Annotated in this window: 14 protein-coding genes and 1 pseudogene; 7 read left to right on the top strand and 8 right to left on the bottom strand. The window is 64.5% G+C overall.

The features are described from left to right. The first annotated feature begins 42 nt into the window (after positions 1 to 42). The 4 genes from AC1DYL_RS17135 to AC1DYL_RS17120 are packed head-to-tail and all read left to right on the top strand — an operon-like array spanning position 43 to position 4,124. The gene (locus AC1DYL_RS17135) at positions 43 to 1,305 is read left to right on the top strand and encodes an ABC transporter substrate-binding protein (RefSeq protein WP_477174094.1); all 1,263 of its coding nucleotides are present in this window, start codon (positions 43 to 45) and stop codon (positions 1,303 to 1,305) included. Between the two features lie 57 nt (positions 1,306 to 1,362). After that, positions 1,363 to 2,292 (top strand): carbohydrate ABC transporter permease, encoded by a 930-nt coding sequence (locus AC1DYL_RS17130; RefSeq protein ID WP_477174093.1) that lies wholly within the window; start codon positions 1,363 to 1,365, stop codon positions 2,290 to 2,292. Continuing rightward, positions 2,282 to 3,124 (top strand): carbohydrate ABC transporter permease, encoded by an 843-nt coding sequence (locus tag AC1DYL_RS17125; protein ID WP_477174092.1) that lies wholly within the window; start codon positions 2,282 to 2,284, stop codon positions 3,122 to 3,124. Before AC1DYL_RS17130 ends, AC1DYL_RS17125 begins: the two co-directional genes overlap by 11 nt. A 13-nt stretch (positions 3,125 to 3,137) precedes the next feature. Beyond that, entirely contained in the window at positions 3,138 to 4,124 is a 987-nt protein-coding gene (locus tag AC1DYL_RS17120) for an ABC transporter ATP-binding protein (protein WP_477174091.1), read from the top strand. Between the two features lie 3 nt (positions 4,125 to 4,127). Here the strand turns inward: AC1DYL_RS17120 and AC1DYL_RS17115 are convergent, their stop codons facing one another. The 5 genes and pseudogenes from AC1DYL_RS17115 to AC1DYL_RS17095 all read right to left on the bottom strand — a co-directional run bounded on the left by AC1DYL_RS17115 (position 4,128) and on the right by AC1DYL_RS17095 (position 10,714). After that, complete coding sequence (locus tag AC1DYL_RS17115) at positions 4,128 to 4,853, bottom strand: NAD-dependent epimerase/dehydratase family protein (RefSeq protein WP_477174109.1); 726 nt, start codon at positions 4,851 to 4,853, stop codon at positions 4,128 to 4,130. 24 nt (positions 4,854 to 4,877) lie between these two features. Next, positions 4,878 to 6,613, bottom strand: a pseudogene (locus tag AC1DYL_RS17110) (ABC transporter ATP-binding protein); the annotation flags it as partial. Then, positions 6,603 to 7,760: an ABC transporter permease gene (locus AC1DYL_RS17105; protein WP_477174090.1), complete on the bottom strand. Its 1,158-nt coding sequence runs from the start codon at positions 7,758 to 7,760 to the stop codon at positions 6,603 to 6,605. The pseudogene AC1DYL_RS17110 and the gene AC1DYL_RS17105, both read right to left, overlap by 11 nt. Next, a complete protein-coding gene (locus AC1DYL_RS17100; protein ID WP_477174089.1) occupies positions 7,757 to 8,743 on the bottom strand; it encodes an ABC transporter permease in 987 nt (328 codons plus the stop codon). Before AC1DYL_RS17100 ends, AC1DYL_RS17105 begins: the two co-directional genes overlap by 4 nt. A 60-nt stretch (positions 8,744 to 8,803) precedes the next feature. Continuing rightward, positions 8,804 to 10,714 carry an ABC transporter substrate-binding protein gene (locus AC1DYL_RS17095; RefSeq protein WP_477174088.1) on the bottom strand — a complete coding sequence of 637 codons (1,911 nt, stop codon included), beginning with the start codon at positions 10,712 to 10,714 and terminating at the stop codon, positions 8,804 to 8,806. Between the two features lie 220 nt (positions 10,715 to 10,934). Here AC1DYL_RS17095 and kdgD point away from each other — a divergent pair, with 220 nt between their 5' ends. Further along, positions 10,935 to 11,840, top strand: coding sequence for a 5-dehydro-4-deoxyglucarate dehydratase (gene kdgD, locus AC1DYL_RS17090; RefSeq protein ID WP_477150457.1), 906 nt, complete (start codon positions 10,935 to 10,937; stop codon positions 11,838 to 11,840). 71 nt (positions 11,841 to 11,911) lie between these two features. On the opposite strand, the gene AC1DYL_RS17085 is transcribed toward kdgD, so the two are convergent. Next, on the bottom strand, positions 11,912 to 12,922 hold the full coding sequence (locus AC1DYL_RS17085; protein WP_477174087.1) for a mannonate dehydratase: 1,011 nt from the start codon (positions 12,920 to 12,922) through the stop codon (positions 11,912 to 11,914). Positions 12,923 to 13,070: 148 nt separating this feature from the next. On the opposite strand from AC1DYL_RS17085, the gene AC1DYL_RS17080 reads away from it, so the two are divergent. Further along, positions 13,071 to 13,796, top strand: coding sequence for a FadR/GntR family transcriptional regulator (locus AC1DYL_RS17080; protein WP_477174086.1), 726 nt, complete (start codon positions 13,071 to 13,073; stop codon positions 13,794 to 13,796). Then, complete coding sequence (locus AC1DYL_RS17075; RefSeq protein ID WP_477174085.1) at positions 13,793 to 14,674, top strand: SMP-30/gluconolactonase/LRE family protein; 882 nt, start codon at positions 13,793 to 13,795, stop codon at positions 14,672 to 14,674. Before AC1DYL_RS17080 ends, AC1DYL_RS17075 begins: the two co-directional genes overlap by 4 nt. A gap of 15 nt (positions 14,675 to 14,689) precedes the next feature. Here the strand turns inward: AC1DYL_RS17075 and AC1DYL_RS17070 are convergent, their stop codons facing one another. Together AC1DYL_RS17070 and AC1DYL_RS17065 are read right to left on the bottom strand one after the other, a co-directional pair. Further along, positions 14,690 to 15,538 (bottom strand): carbohydrate ABC transporter permease, encoded by an 849-nt coding sequence (locus AC1DYL_RS17070; protein WP_477150453.1) that lies wholly within the window; start codon positions 15,536 to 15,538, stop codon positions 14,690 to 14,692. Continuing rightward, positions 15,528 to 16,463: a carbohydrate ABC transporter permease gene (locus AC1DYL_RS17065; RefSeq protein ID WP_477174084.1), complete on the bottom strand. Its 936-nt coding sequence runs from the start codon at positions 16,461 to 16,463 to the stop codon at positions 15,528 to 15,530. Before AC1DYL_RS17065 ends, AC1DYL_RS17070 begins: the two co-directional genes overlap by 11 nt. Between the last annotated feature and the right edge of the window lie 6 nt (positions 16,464 to 16,469).

The following is a 16,469-nucleotide window of genomic DNA, read 5'->3' as shown; positions in this document are numbered from 1 at the left end:
ACAACCAAGAAACGGCACAGAGACTGCACAAGGAGGAACATGATGAGACTGAGGACCATTCTCGCCGGACTGGCGATGACGACTACCGCCCTTTCCGCCCTTGCCGCCCCGGCAATGGCGCAAGAACTGCGCATGGCGATCTGGAGTGCCAATGAGGCACACTTGGCGCTCTTCAACGAGATCGCCGACGAGTATGAGGCCAGCCATCCCGGGGTGACCGTCACCTTCGACTCGCTGCCCTTCGATGGTTTCACGACAACGCTGACCACGCAGATCGCTGGCGGCAATCCGCCCGATCTCGCCTGGACCTTCGAAACCACGGCGCCCGACTTCATGGCTGCCGGCGCGCTGTTCCCGCTCACCGAGACCTTCACCAAGACCGAGGGCTATGATCTCGCCGACTACGCTCCGGCGACGCTGACCGCCTGGTCGCAGGACGGGGTGCAGTATCTCTATCCGTTCTCGACCTCGCCGTTCGGCATTTTCGTCAACAATGACATGGTCCGCGCGGCCGGCGCCAAGACCCCGGCAGAGATGATCGCGGCAGGCGAATGGACCTGGGACAATGCCATCGCCACCGCCGAGGCCGTCGCCAAGACCGGCAAGCAGGGGCTGATTGTCCGCGACTTCGAATACAAGGCCTGGGGCAACCTGGCAGCGATTTACACCGGCTGGGGCGCCCACCCGTGGTCGGACGATACCAAGACCTGTGCCTTCACCGACCCGAAAATGGTCGATGCGATGACCTTCATCCATGACGCTATCTTCACCAAGAAGGCACTGCCGGGACCGGGCGTGTCCGCCGACTTCTTCGCCGGCGACGGCGCCATGACCATCACACAGATCAGCCGGGCCTCGCTGTTGCCCAAGGACGACAAGGCGTTCGACTGGGACCTGGTGCCGCTGCCTGCCGGTCCCGTCGGCGAGTATGGCTTTGTCGGCCGCGCCGGTATCGGCGTGCTCGCCAGCGGCAAGAATCCGCAGGCTGCTGCCGACTTCCTGGCGTTCTTCTCGAACAAGGCCAATGTGCAGAAGCTGTCGCGGTTCTTCCCGCCGGCGCGCCAGAGTCTCCTGACCGTGGACGTGCTGGCCGCAGCAAATCCACTGCTCACGCCGGCGCAGCTCGAAGCGGTGGTCATCCATGGCGTATCGACTGGCGTGTCGGCGCAGCAGGTTCGCAACTTCGCCCAGCTGGATCAGGCCGTACGCGCCGCGCTCGACGGCATGTGGCAGCCGGATGCGGATGTTGCGGCGGTGCTGAAGACGGTTTGCGACCGTGTGAACCCGCTGCTGGCGGCGAACTGACCGGAGGTTGGGCGGCGAGCACCGCCGCCCAACCTTCCCTATACTCAGGACCATTCAATGACCCTCGCGACGCGCACAGAGGATATTGCACCGGCCAGGCGTCCGTTCTGGACCATGGCGCGCCGCGACGCCGCCGCGGGTTACCTGTTCATCGCGCCGCAACTGATCGGCATCGTCGTTTTCGTGCTGGCGCCGCTGGGGCTGGTGTTCTGGTACTCGCTGCACGAATGGAACGTCTTGGCCGGATCGTTCCGCTTCACCGGCGCGGCCAACTACCAGAAGCTGCTCAGCGACCCGGCGCTGGGCGAGGTGATGGGCGTCACGGCGGTGTTCTCGTTCGGCCTCGCCATTCTCAACATGGGGATGGCGCTGGGGCTGGCGCTGCTGCTCAACCAGAAGCTACGCGGCATGGTGATCTTCCGCACGCTGTTCTTTTCGCCGGTAGTGGTGTCGCTGGTCGCCTGGACCATCGTCTGGAGCTTCCTGTTGCAGGACAATGGCGGCATCAACGGGCTGCTGCAGCTGATCGGCGTGGAGGGCCCGAACTGGCTGCGCCACCCGACCACGGCGATGATCTCGGTGATCGTGGTGCAGGCGATCAAGAATGTCGGGCTCAACATGATCCTGTTCCTCGCGGCGCTACAGGGCGTGCCGCGGGAGCTGTTCGAGGCAGCGCGCGTCGATGGCGTGCCGCGCTTCAAGCAGTTCTATCGCATCACCCTGCCGCTGATTTCGCCGACCATCCTGTTGGCCTCGATCGTCACCATTGTCGGGGCGCTGCAGGTGTTCGCGCAGATCATGATCCTGACCCAGGGCGGTCCGGGTTTTTCGACCACGGTGCTGGTCTATTACCTCTACCAGCAGGCGTTCCAGTTCTACCTGTTCGGCTACGGCTCGACGGTGTCGATCGTGCTGCTGGTCATCGTAGGCGCCCTGACCTTCATCCAGTGGCAGCTGCGCAGAAAGTTCGTGTTCTATGAAAACTGAGCTCAGCCCACGCGCCCAGGTGCTCATCTACGGGGTGATGTGCATCCTCTTGATCCCGTTCGTATTTCCGACCTGGTGGATGGTCACCTCGTCGATCAAGCCGGTGAGCGACATCTTCGCGTTTCCGCCCGACATCGTGCCGCGTGCCTTCGACTTTTCGTCCTATGCCGACGTGTTCAAGATCCAGCCGTTTGCCCAGCAATACTGGAACTCGGCCTATATCGCGGCGATCGTTACGGTGGGGACGATGGCGGTGGCGTCGCTCGCAGGCTACGCCTTCGCGCGCATCCGCTTCCCCGGCGCCAATGCCATCTTCATGGTGGTGCTCGTGGGGCTGCTGATCCCGTCGGAAGTGACGCTGGTGCCGCTGTTCCAGATGTTCCTCAAATGGGGGATGATCAACACGCATTGGCCGCTGATCCTCGTGCCGATCTTCGGGGCGCCGGCGGTGTTCGCCACCTTCATCATGCGGCAGTTCTTCATCTCGCTGCCGGTGGAGCTCGAGGAAGCCGCGCGGGTCGATGGGCTCGGGCGGTTCAAGATCTTCTGGACCATCGCCCTGCCCCTGGCGCGGCCGGCGCTGGCAGCGGTTGCCATCTTCACCTTCCTCGGCAGCTGGAACCTCTATCTCGAACCGATCGTCTTCATTTCGGCGACCGAGAAGTTCACCCTGCCGCAGGCTCTCACCCAGTTCACCGACGCATATGGCGGGCCGATGTGGAATGTGCAGCTCGCTGCCGCGACCATGACGGCGATCCCCGTGCTCATCGTCTTCATCGTGGCGCAGAAGCAGTTCGTCGAAGGCCTCGCCCATACCGGCCTCAAGGGCTGACAAGGAATATCGCATGGCGCCCGTAACCCTCAAATCGGTCCACAAGAGCTATGGCGGCGCGGCGGTAGTCCACGGCGTCGACATCGACATGGCGGACGGCGAATTCGTGGTGCTGGTCGGCCCCTCCGGCTGCGGCAAGTCCACGTTGCTGCGGATGATCGCCGGGCTCGAACCGATTACCGGCGGCGAGATCGAGATCGGCAACCGGGTGGTCAACGAGCTCGAGCCCAAGGACCGGGACATCGCCATGGTGTTCCAGAACTACGCGCTCTACCCGCACATGACGGTGGAAAAGAACATGGGCTTTTCGCTGGAGCATCGTGGTGCTTCGAAAGCCGAGATCGCCGAACGGGTGAACTGGGCAGCCGACATACTGGGCCTGAGCACCCTGCTCCAGCGCCGGCCGGGCCAGCTCTCCGGCGGCCAGCGGCAGCGCGTGGCCATGGGCCGCGCCATAGTGCGCAACCCGCAGGTGTTCCTGTTCGACGAGCCGCTGTCGAACCTCGATGCCAAGCTGCGCGTGGTGATGCGCGGCGAGATCATGGGGCTGCACCGGCGGCTGAAAACCACCACCGTTTACGTCACGCACGACCAGGTGGAGGCGATGACCATGGCGGATAAGATCGTAGTGATGAACGCCGGAAAGGTCGAGCAGATCGGCACGCCGACCGAGCTGTTCGACCGGCCGGCCAACGTGTTCGTGGCAGGCTTCATCGGGTCTCCGGCGATGAATTTCATTCCCGGTCCGGTGCTCGGCAAGGCGGCGGGCATCACCGTCGGAGTACGGCCAGAGCATTTCGAGATTGCCGACAGTGGCATTGCTATGAATGTGACGCTGGTCGAGCCGATGGGGTCGGATACGCAGATCACCGGCAAGGTGGGCGAGACCGAGATCATCGCCATGTTCCACCGACGCCTCGATGTGGACGTGGGCGACGTGCTGACCCTCAGACCCAACGAGATACACCGGTTCGATGCGGCGAGTGGCGTCCGGTTGTAGCCGTCAGTCGTCGAAGTGGCCCCAATTGGCGAAGGCGGCGCCCTGCAGGCGAGTGACGACGGGGTCGGGCTGCGGCCACTCGGACTTGCCTTCGGGCAGCGGCTGTTCGCTGGATGAGTGCTCCGGACGCCAGCCGAGGGTCTGGTCAGGATCGTTGAGGTACCAGGCGTTCTCGTTGTCGGAGATGGCGAAGACGGTGCGGTAGCCGAGGTCGGGGGCGTCGAGGGCGGTGGTCACGAGGCTCAACAGGTCGTCCCGGTGGACGTAGAGCTTCAGGTCGCGCTGGTTGTTGGACGGGTTGGCAGCGCAGATGCGGATGCTCATGCAGCCGATGCCGAACTTGTCGTGGTAGAGCCGGCCGAGGTTTTCGCCGAACAGCTTGCTGACGGCGTACAGGGTATCCGGCCGCAGCTCGGCGTGGATATCGAGCGGCACCTCGGTGGACGGGTGCATGCCGAGCACATGGTAGGACGACGCATAGATGACGCGGTTGACCCCGGCCTTCCGCGCCGCGTCGAAGATGTTGTAGGTGCCGACGATGTTGGTATCGAGGATTTGCTGCCACGGCGCCTCCTTGGACATACCGCCAAGGTGCACCACGGCTGAGATGTCCTGGCGCATCAGCCCGTCGACCGCCGCACGATCGGCGAGATCGGCGAGGACCACCGCACCGCCATCCGCCGGCGCTGCGATGTCAGTCGCAAGGAACGCCGTGCCCGATTCCGCCAACCTCGACCGGAAGTGCGTGCCGAGCCTGCCGGCGGCTCCAGTCAACAGGACTTGCGGCATTGTTTTCCTCAGGCGGGAGCCGAGAGCCGCAGGCGCGGATCGGGGCGGGGGACGGCGCGGATCAGGGTTTGAGTATAGGGATGCTCGGGCCGCTCGCAAATCTGCGCCACATCGCCGATCTCGACGATCTTGCCGTTCTTCATCACCGCGACGCGGTCGCAGAAATAGCGGATCACCGAGATGTCGTGGCTGATGAACAAGTAGGAGAGGCCATACTCGTCCTGCAGCCCGCGCATCAGGTCGAGCACCTGGTGGCGCAGGGAAACGTCCAATGCCGAAGTGGGCTCGTCGGCAATGATCAGGCGAGGCCGCAGCGCGATGGCGCGGGCGATGGAGATGCGCTGCCGCTGGCCGCCGGAGAAGGCGTGCGGATAACGCTCTCCGCCATCGGCAGGAAGGCCGACGCGCATCAGCAGTTCGGCCACCCGGTCGCGCATCTCGCGCTCGGTCATCGTGGTGTTGGTGCGCAACGGCTCGGAGATGATCTGGTAGACGGTCATCCGCGGGTTGAGCGAGGAATGCGGGTCCTGGAACACCATACGCACTTCGCTGTAGAGCGACTTCATCTCGCGCTTCGACAGTCGCGCGATGTCGACCTCGACGCCGTCGCCGCGCCAGTAGTTCACCTGCCCACCGGTTGGCGTGTAGATGCGGAGCAGCGTGCGGCCGAGGGTGGTCTTGCCCGAGCCGCTCTCGCCGACGACGCCGACGGTTTCGCCCTTGTTGATGGTGAGGCTGACGCCGTCGATGGCCTTGAGATAGGCGGTGGGCTTGCCGAGGATGCCGAGGTTGAGCGGGAAATGCAGCGACAGGTCGCTGATCTCTGCGATCGGGGATTCCTCAGCCGGACGCGGCGGGCGGGGCGCCGGGGTCTCGAGCTTCAGCACGGAGCCGAGCAGCGCCTTGGTGTAGGGCTGCTGCGGGCGTTCGAACAGGTCGAACACGTCGGCCTGCTCCACCATCTCGCCCTTGAACATCACCATGACGCGGTCGGCGATCTGAGCGACGACGCCCATGTCGTGGGTGATGAACAGCACGGCCATGCCGCGGTCGCGCTGCAACTCGCGCAGCAGCGACAGGATTTCGGCCTGGGTGGTGACGTCGAGCGCCGTGGTCGGCTCGTCGGCGATGAGGATTTCCGGGTTGCAGGAGAGCGCCATGGCGATCATCGCGCGCTGCCGCATGCCGCCAGAGAACTCGAACGAGTAGCGGTCGAGCGCCGCTTCCGGATTGGGGATGCGTACGCGATCGAGTAGCGCAGCGGCGCGCTTGCGGGCCTCCTCCTTGCTGATCTTTTCGTGTAGGAGAATGGCTTCGATGATCTGGTGGCCGATGGTGTGAACCGGCGACAGGCTCGACATCGGCTCCTGGAAGATCATGGCGATGCGCCGGCCCCGCACCTCGCGGATGCCGCGGCCGAGCGCGCCGAGCTTGACGATGTCGACCTCGCCACTGCCGGTATCGAGCAGGATTTCTCCGGCGGTGATGCGGCCGGGCGCGGCGACGAGTTGCAGGATGGCCCGGGCGGTGACGCTCTTGCCCGAGCCGCTTTCGCCGACGAGGCACAACGTTTCTCCGCGGGACAGGCTGAAGCTGACCCCGCGCACCGCGTGCACCACCGACTTGTGCACCGGGAACTCGACGGCGAGATCCTTGACGACGAGGACCGGTTTGGCGTTGGGCGTGTCGTTACTTGGCATAGGGATCAGCGGCGTCGCGGACGCCGTCTCCGAGGAAGTTGAGCGACAGCACGGCTACGACGACGCAGATGCCGGGCACGAACAACCAGGGCGCCTGGGTGATGGCGCCGAGGTTCTGCGTGTCCTGCAGCAGCACGCCCCAACTGACGATCGGCGGCTGCAAGCCGAGGCCGAGGAAGCTGAGCGCCGTTTCGGCAAGGATCATGTGCGGGATGGCGAGGGTGACCGCCGCGATGATGTGCGAGTAGAGGCTCGGCATCATGTGCCGCATGATCAGCCGGAACTCGCTGACCCCGTCGAGCCGCGCGGCGATGACGAAATCGTCGGTGCGAAGGCTGAGGAACCGGCCGCGCACCACGCGCGCGATCTCGGTCCAGCCGATCAGCGACAGGATGACGAGGATCGAGAAATACACCTGCAGCGGCGGCCAGTCCTTCGGCATGGCGGCGGCGAGGCCGAGCCAGAGCGGAATGGTGGGCACCGAGCGGATGAACTCGATGACGCGCTGGATGACGCGATCGACCATGCCGCCGCGATAGCCGGAAATGCCGCCGAGGATCATGCCGATAACCAGGGACAGGGTGACCCCGACCAGCCCGATGGACATCGAAATGCGGGTGCCGTGGATGGTGCGGCTAAGCAGGTCACGCCCTAGCCGGTCACCGCCGGCAAGGAAGAAGGGTTTGCCCTTCTCGAGCGGGCCGATGAGGTGGAGATCGGCGTCGAACAGCCCCCACATCTTGTAGCTCTGGCCGCGGACGAACAGGCCGATCGGGATGATCTCGGTCGGCTTGGGCGTGAAGACGCGCCGGAAGCTCTTGGCATCGACCTTGATATTGAAGCCGGTGACATGCGGCTGGAAGGTCGAGCCGCCGGCGCCATCGTCGACGAACCAGCCGATGGTCTGTGGCGGCACGTAGGTGAAGCGCGGATCGAACTTCGCCGGATCCTGTGGGGCGAGGAACTCGGCGAACAGCGCGACAGAATAGATCAGCGCGACGACGAACAGCGAGAGCAGCGCCAGCTTGTGCTTCTTGAACTTGTGCCAGAACAGGGTCCACTGGCCGGCGGCCTGCAAGCGCCCGGCTGTGAGCTGCTGATCGAGCAGACCGGCTTCGATGTCGGTGGCTTCGGTGGGCGCGCTCATGACAGCCGGATCCTGGGGTCGGAGATGGCGAGCAGGATGTCGGAAACCAGCGTGCCGATGAGCACGAGCCCGCCGCTCAACAGGATGAAGGCACCCGCGAGGTACATGTCCTGGCTCTTGAGCGCCTGCAGCAATAGCGGGCCGGCGGTGGGGAGGTTGAGCACAGTAGAGACCACCAGCTCGCCCGAAATCAGCGCCGGCAGCACCCAGCCGACTGTGGAGATGAAGGGGTTGAGCGCCACGCGCACCGGATAGGTGAGGATGAGTCGCATCTCGGGCAGCCCCTTCGAACGGGCCGCCTCGACATAGGGCTTGTGCAGTTCATCGAGGAGATTCGCCCGCATCACACGGATCAGCGAGGCGGTGCCGGCGGTGCCGAGAACGAAGATCGGGATCCAGGCGTGGGTGATGAAGTCCCACACCTTGGCAAACGAGAACGGCGCGTTCTCGAAGGCCGGCGAGAACAGGCCGCCGACCGAGACGCCGAACCACATGGTGGTGGCATAGAGCAGAACGATGGCGAGGAGGAAATTGGGAGTCGCCATGGCGAGGAAGGCGAAGGCGGTCGCCACATAGTCGGTGACCGAGTACTGCCGCACCGCCGAATAGATGCCGATGGGCAGCGAGAAGGCCCACATCAACATCAGCGTCAGCACCGAGATCAGTGCCGTCATCCCCATGCGGCCCCAGATCAGCTCGGTGACCGGCTGGTTCCACTCGAAGCTGTCGCCGAAATCGCCGCGGGTGACGATGCCGCCGATCCACTTGAAGTACTGCACCACGACATTTTCACCGAGCCCGTAGCGCTCGCGGAGGCTGCTGAGCAGGGCGCTGTCGACGGTCTCGCCCGATTGCGCGATCTGCGCGGCATAGGTCGAGACGTAGTCACCCGGCGGCAGCTGGATGACGGTGAAGGCGAGTATCGAAATCGCCACCATCGCCGGAACCATGCCGGCTATTCGCTTGAGGATATAGAGGAGCATGAACCGCCCGTGCGTTGGGCGATCCGGCGGATGGACTCCGCCAGATCGCGCGTTCGGTGACTACTGCTTGAAGTAGAACTGCTCGGTATTCAGCGTACCCGGGTCCGGATGGATCCAGCCAGTGGGGGTATCGTCCGGCACGTTGCCGAGCTTGTTCGATACCACGGAGAAGCCCTGGATCGCCGAGCTGACGCCGATCTGGTAGAACTGCTCAGCACTGATATCGAGCAGCTGGCTCACCAGCTTCGCCTGTTCGTCGACGTTCGACGTGGCCTTGATCTGGTCGTAGAGCGACCACTGCTGCTTCACGTAATCCGGCGGCTCGACCCCACCGTCCTTGATGTAGAACTTGGCCCAGTCGACGGCGAAGTTCGACTCCGTGGAGAACGGGAAGTAGTCGCGCGGATCGATATAGACGTCGATGCCGCCCGAGGTTGCGCCCCACACCACTATATCGTGCTGGCTGGCGGTCTTTTCCTCGTAGAAGCGGGTGCGATCCATGGCGGTGAAGCGGGCATCGACCCCGACCGCCTGCCAGTACTGCACCAGGAGTTCCGCGACGTCGGCCATGTTGCCGAGCGCAGTCACCGCGGCGACGTTCACCACCAGCGGGCTGCCATCTGGTGCAAGGCGCAGGCCGTTGGCGCCGCGCTTATCGAGCCCGATCGAGTCGAGGAGGCGGTTGGCTTCATCCGGGTTGAACTCAAGATACTGGGTCGCCAGCTTCTCGTTGTAGAACGGCGTGCCCTCGAGCGGTGCGACCTGCCGCGGCGTGCCCTGCCCCAGGTAGACCGTATCGATGATCGCCTGGCGGTCGAGCGCATGCGACAGCGCGATGCGGAAGTCCTTGTTCGAGAAGATCGGCGCCTTCACCGCATCGTGCGAGTTGAGGTTGACCGAGATGGTCAGCGCATTACCGACGCGGGACTCGCGCGGGCTGAGGCGGAAGTTGCCGGCCTCCTGGCCCTCCGACAGCACCGGCAGGTTGGTGGTGTTGGCGGTGTGGCGGACTTCGTAGTCGATCTCGCCCGCCAGCACGCTGAGCAGCAGCGTCTGCGCTTCGGCATTCACCGACATCGAGAGCCCGTCGATATAGGGCAACTGGTTACCGGCGGTGTCGACCTTCCAGTAGTAGGGGTTGCGCTCGAGCGAGACGCGGGTGGCCCCAGCAACGTATGGCTCAGTGATCCGCCACGCCTCGATCGTCGGGCGATCCGGATTGCGCCAGCGCTGGATGTTCTCGATGCCGACGCCGCACATGTTGACCATCTGCTCGGCCCAGTCGGCGACACCTGCCGCCTTGGCCTGGGCATCGGCATCCGGGTTGTACTTGGGCAAGAACTGGCTGCAATAGGCCTTGCTCAGGAGCGTCAGCTGCACGCCGTAGACGCTGGCCGCGTTGAGAACGAAGAGGCCGTTCGGCTTCGTCCAGGACAGGGTGAACTCGGTCGGCGAGGCGACGGAGATCGTCGGCAGCTCGCCCTCGACCGTCAGCCAGCCGGGCTTGGTCGGGAACAGCTTCGCGTCCGGCAGCACGTCCTCAACGAAGAAGGCGACGTCATCGGCGGTGAAGGGCGTGCCGTCCGACCACTTCATCCCCTCGCGCAGCGTGAAGGTAAAGGACTTGCTGTCCTCGCTGACGCTGTAGCCGCTGGCGATATTGGGCACGACCTCGCCCGTCCACTCGGCATCCCAGGCCAGCAGCGGCTCGTAGCCGAAGTAGGTGAAGAGCATGTTGCGGTCATTGCCGCCCACCATGCCGCCGCGGAATGTGCCGCCATACTGGCCGACTTCGCTCACCGGCGTGATCACGCGCGGCGAGGCACCGACACGTTCGGCTACCGGCGGCAGCGTGCCGTCGGCAACGGCCGCGTCAAGCATCGGCGCCTGTTTGTAATCGGCTGCCAGCGCAGCGCCGGCCAATGCCAGCATCGATACCCCGGCCAGCGAAGCCATAAGGAAATGCTTCAATTCACCCTCCCGTGAGAATTGCTTCCGAACGCCGGGAGCGTTCTCCTTCAGCGTCGGTGGTGGCAATGTGGTATGACTGCAATGGCGCTGTCAAACGATAAATCATACTTCTTTGACGTGGGGGGTGGATGACATACCCCTGGTTGCGTTGACAGCGGGGTTTTTGGGGTGGTAGCAGAAAGAAATAGTACTAATTCTCTGACCGCCATGGAGACGCCTGGTGACTTTTGACGAGATCAAAGCGAAGATCGGCTCGGGGCTGCTTTCCTTCCCGGTGACCGATTTTGGCGCCGATGGCGAGTTCGATGCGGCCTCGTACGCCAAGCGCCTGCAGTGGCTCTCGTCCTATGGCGCCGCGGGACTGTTTGCGGCGGGCGGCACAGGTGAGTTCTTTTCCATCGGCTATGACGAGTACGACGCGGTGATCCGCACGGCGGTCGAGAACAGCGCTGCCGATGTGCCGGTGCTGGCCGGCGTCGGCTATGGCACGAGGATGGCAGTGGATCTGGCGAAGCGCGCCGAGGCGGCGGGTGCCGCCGGCATCCTGGTGCTGCCGCATTACCTGATGTTCGCCGAAGAAGAGGGCGTCATCGCCCACATGCAGGCGATATGTAATGCCGTCGGACTCGGCGTCATCTATTACGCGCGAGACAACACGCGGCTGTCACCCGCCGGGCTTGAGAAGCTGGCTGAAGCCTGCCCGAATTTCATCGGCTACAAGGACGGCATCGGCGACCTGCAGCTGATGCAGCGCGTCGCCCACCGGCTCGGCGATCGCGTCGTCCATATCGGAGGCCTGCCCACCGCCGAGGTGTTCGCGCAGCCCTATCTCGAGATGGGCGTCACCACCTATTCGTCGGCGGTGTTCAACTTCGTGCCCGAGCTGGCGCTGCGCTTTTACAACGCCGTGCGGCAGCGCGACACGCAGGTGATCGACGGGCTAATGAAGAGCTTCTACCTGCCGCTGATCGAGTTGCGCGACCGTAAGCGCGGCTACGCCGTCTCGATGATCAAGGCCGGTGCAGAGCTCGTCGGCCGGTCCGCCGGCAAGGTGCGCACGCCGCTGACCGAACTCGATGCGAGTGAGCGCAAGATCCTCGCGGATCTGATTTCAGCCAACGCCTGACGGCACTCTCCCAGCCCGAGGCGAAAAGGCCCGGATCTCGCGATCCGGGCCTTTGCATTTGCGCGAAAACCTCAGGCGCCGTAGGGGTCCCAGCCGTTCGCCTGAAACAGGCCGATGATGTAGCCGAAGCAGAACGCGAAGGCGGTTTCCATCGAGTTGTCGGCATCGATGTGTGGCACGTGGTCGGGCATGATCATGCCGTCATAGCCGACCTCGTGGTAGATCTTGAGCGCCGCCGGCATGTCCATGTCGCCATTGTCCGGGAACTCCTCAGTGAACGAGTAGCGGCCGCCCTTGATGTTGCGGAAATGGACGTTGAAGATCTTCTTCCGGCTGCCGAACCAGCGGATCACTTCGCCGATTTCCGCACGCGGATTCTCCATGCCCTCAGCCACCGTGCCCTGGCAGAAATTGAGGCCGTGATAGGGGCTCTCGCAGGTCTGGACGAACCGCATCAGCCCCTCGACGCTCGACAGCACACGGCTCTCGAAGCCGCGATAGCCAGGCGGCGTCATCGGGTCATGCGGATGGCAGGCGAGGCGCACCTTGTTCGCCGTGGCGACCGGCACCACGCGCTCGAGGAAATACTCGATGCGCTCCCAGAACTCCTCCGACGAGACCTTTCCTGCAATCGTCAGCGTGTCGCCGTCAGTCGCCTTGTCGGCGCGCCAGGTCGAGAGCTTCTGCCCGCCGCGTCCGGTCTCGGACTCGGTGCGCGGAATGCCGAGCACGTTGAAGTTGTACTTCGCCGCGCCGATGCCGGCCTCGGCCAGCGCCTCGATGATGCGGCAGATGCCGTCGATCTCGCGGTCGCGCTCGCCCGGCTTGCCCAGGACGATCCCCGGCGCCTGGTGGTTGCGCTCGATGCCCGAGGACGGCAGCGGCAGCTGCACCATGTCGAGCACCAGCCCGAACTTCGAGACATGCTCGACATGCCGCATCAGGATGTCACGATTCCACTGCCACGGGTCGCCCACCGGGTCGATGCAGACATGCCGGACACCCAGCTGGGCCAGCTGCCTGAGGTAACGATCCCCGACCTTGGCGAACTGGTCCCCGCCAAGTTGTGTGCCTACGTACATTCAACCCCTCCAAAAATATGACTTCTTCAAAGCAGTATGATAGTTTCATCATGTGGGCAACCGTGGCGATGCGCTGCCCCTCTTTCGCTGCCAGATTGCCACGCCTATGAATGCTCCCTGAACGACAGATAAACGGCAACCCAACCTGATGTCCCCCAGCCCTGCCATCCACCTCACCGACCGGGTCAAGCTCGACCTGCTGCGGCTGATCGAGACCACCGGCTTGAACCCCGGCGACAAGCTGCCGCCGGCAGACCGGCTCTGCGAACAGTTCTCGGTGAGCCGCACCGTGGTGCGCGAGGCGATCGCGAGCCTCAAGGCCGAGGGCCGGCTGCGCTCGCTGCGCGGCAGCGGCGTCTATGTCAGCAAGCCACCGTTGCCCGCCGGCGGCCTCTCCATGCTGATGGCAGCGCCCGAAGAGATCGGCGACGTGCTCGACTTCCTCGAGTTCCGCATCAGCGTCGAGGTCGAAGCGGCCGGCCTCGCCGCCGAGCGCCGGACGGAAGTGAACCTCCTGCGCATGGAGCAGGCGATGACCCAGTTCAACCGCCACCTCAGCGACAATACGCTCGCCACCGACGCCGACCGCGCCTTCCATCGCGCTATCGCCGACGCCACCAACAACAAGCGCTTCCGCCTGTTCGTCGACGAGATGGGCGAGCGGCTGATCCCGCGCCGCGCGCTGGGGGCCAGTTTCTCCGACGACAAGAGCAAGTCCGAGTTCCTCGACGTGATCCGCGCCGAGCACCAGCGCATCTTCGACGCCATCAGCGATCGGAAGCCCGACGAGGCGCGTCTGGCCATGCGGCAGCACCTCGAGGGTGGCCGCCGGCGCTATCGCGAGTGGAGCCTCGCGCAGGACAGCCACGAATGAGCGCACCGGCTATCAGCACCGTCGCCGCCGATCGCTGCGAGATCGGCGAGAGCCCGCTGTGGGACGATCGGACCGGGCTGCTCTACTGGGTGGACATCAATCCCGGCATCATCCATCGGATCGATCCGCTCACCGGCGCGCGGCAGCGCTGGGAGATGGGCGAGCCGGTGGGTGCGCTGGGGCTCTGCCAATCGGGGCAACTCGTCGTCGCACTGCGCGACACGGTGATCCTGTTCGACCCGCGCGACGGCAGCCGGCAGGCGCTCGCGTCGGTTACGCACGCCAAGCCAGAGATGCGGCTCAACGACGGCAAGGTCGGCCCGGATGGCGCGTTCTGGGTTGGCTCGATGGATGCGAGCGGCGACGCCAACCCGGCCGGCACGCTCTATCGCTTCGCGCCCGACGGCAGCGTGGCGGTGATCACCGAGGGTTTTAGAATATCGAACGGACTCGCCTGGGATGCGGCCGGGACGCGCATGTACCACTCGGACTCGCGTGGCATCTGGGTCGACCTCCTCGATTTCGATCCGGCCACTGGCGCGGCCACCAACCGCCGGCGCTGGCTCGACCTCGACGAAGCCACCGGCCGCCCCGACGGCGGCGCCTGCGACGTTGACGGCAACTACTGGTCGGGCGGCGCCTCGGCGGGCCGGCTCAATCGCTTCTCACCCGACGGCGTGCTGCTCGACTGGATCGACCTGCCGAACCTGCGCCCCACCATGCCCTGCTTCGGCGGCCCTGACCTCGATACGCTGTTCGTCACCAGCCTCAGCGTCGGGGTTGCCGCGGAAGACCTGGCCCGCTGGCCGCTTTGCGGCGCCATGGTCAGCTTCGAAACGGCAACCAAGGGCGTCGCTGTCGCGAGGTTTGCGATCTAGCGGGTTGGACGGGCGCTACCGCCCGCCCATGCCGGCGTTCAGGGCGATGCTGTTGTAGATCAGCTTCTGCAGCAGGATTGCCAGCACAATGCCGGGGAGCATGGAGAGGGCGGCGCCCGCCATGATGTAGTTCCACTGCGTGCCCTGCTGGGTCTGGAAGTGGGTGAGGCCGACCGGCAGGGTCGCGTTTTCCTGGCCGGTCATCACGATCAGCGGCCAGAGGAAGTTGTTCCACTGGGCGATGAAGGTGAAGAGCGAGAGGAGCCCGATGGCCGGCATCGACAGCGGCACGATGATGCTGATGAGGATGCGCAGCCGCGAGGCCCCGTCGATCAGCGCCGCTTCCTCGAGAGAGTCGGGGATCGAGAGGAAGAACTGGCGTAGCAGGAACGCCCCGAAGGTGCCGAAGGCCACCGGCAGGATGACGCCCTGGAAGGTGTTGACCATCCCGAGGCTGTTGACGATCAGGAACAGCGGGATGATCAGCATGATCGAGGGCACCATGAGCGTGCCGACATAGCCCAGCAGCAGGGCATCGCGGCCAGGGAATTTCAGGCGGGCAAAGGCGTAGCCGGCAAGGCACGAGACCACCACGGTGATCACAGTGACGCTGCCGGCGACGATCATCGAATTGAGGAAGAACCGGCCAAAGGGCAGCTCCGACCAGGCCTTGGCGAAATTGTCCCACTGGAACTCGTGCGGCAGGATGCGCACCGGGATGGCCAGCACCTCGGCGTTGGAGCGCACCGCGTTCGACACCATCCAGAAGAACGGGAACAGGAACAGCAGCGCCACCAGGATGAGCGCGCCATGGTTGAGGATATCGAGCGCCAGGGCGGCGCGGGAACGGGCCTTAGTTGTCATAGTGCACCCACTTGCGCTGCAGCCAGAACTGGAGGGCGGTCAGAGCCATGATCAGCGCAAACATCACCCAGGCGATCGAAGAGGCGTAGCCCATCTGGAAGTTCTGGAAGCCGCGCTGGTAGATGGCATAGCCCAGCGTAGCGGTGGCGTTGCCCGGACCGCCGCGGGTCATCACGTAGATCTGGTCGAACACCTGCAGCGAGGTGATGGCAGTCATCACCGTGCCGAAGAACAGCGTCGGCGAGATCAGCGGCAGGCGGATTTTCCAGAAGCGGTCCCAGGCGCTGGCGCCGTCGATTTTTGCCGCCTCGAGGTAGCTCGGCGGCACCATGTCGAGCGCGGCGTTGAACAGCACCGTGTTGTAGCCGACATTGGCCCAGAGCGAGACGATGATCACCGCCTGCATGGCGAGCGTCTGGTTGGTCAGAAGGTTCGGTACGCCCAGCGACAGCGACTTCATGATGAAGTCGAAAAACCCGCCCGGCGCGAAGATCAGCATCCAGACAATGGCAACGGCGATTCCGGGCGTGAAGGTGGGGAGGAAAAACACCACCCGGAACCACCGTTGCCCTCGCTTGAGGCTCGCGATCCAGGTGGCGAGCCCAACCGAGATGATGATGTTCAGCACCAGGTATTCGACGGTGAAGAACAGGGTGTTGCGCAGCACGGTCCAGAACTGCGGGTCGGCGGTGAACAGCCGGACATAGTTGGCAACGCCGACGAAAGCGGGTTTGCCGAGCAGCTTCCAGTTGGTGAAGCTCAGCGCCAGCGAGGCGATGATCGGCACGACGAGAAAGAGGATAACGCCCAAGAGGCTGGGCAGGAGGAAGAAGAAGGCCGTGCGGCCGTCGCGCGGTCCGCTGCGCCGTCGCTGGCGGGCGGCGGGCGCACTGGCGGCGACCGCGGTATCCTGGATGATCGTCATGGGCAC

This window comes from Devosia sp. P1_H9 (genome assembly GCF_056405135.1).
Note: the sequence above shows the minus strand (reverse complement) of the source record. Positions and strands in the feature narration are given on the sequence as shown.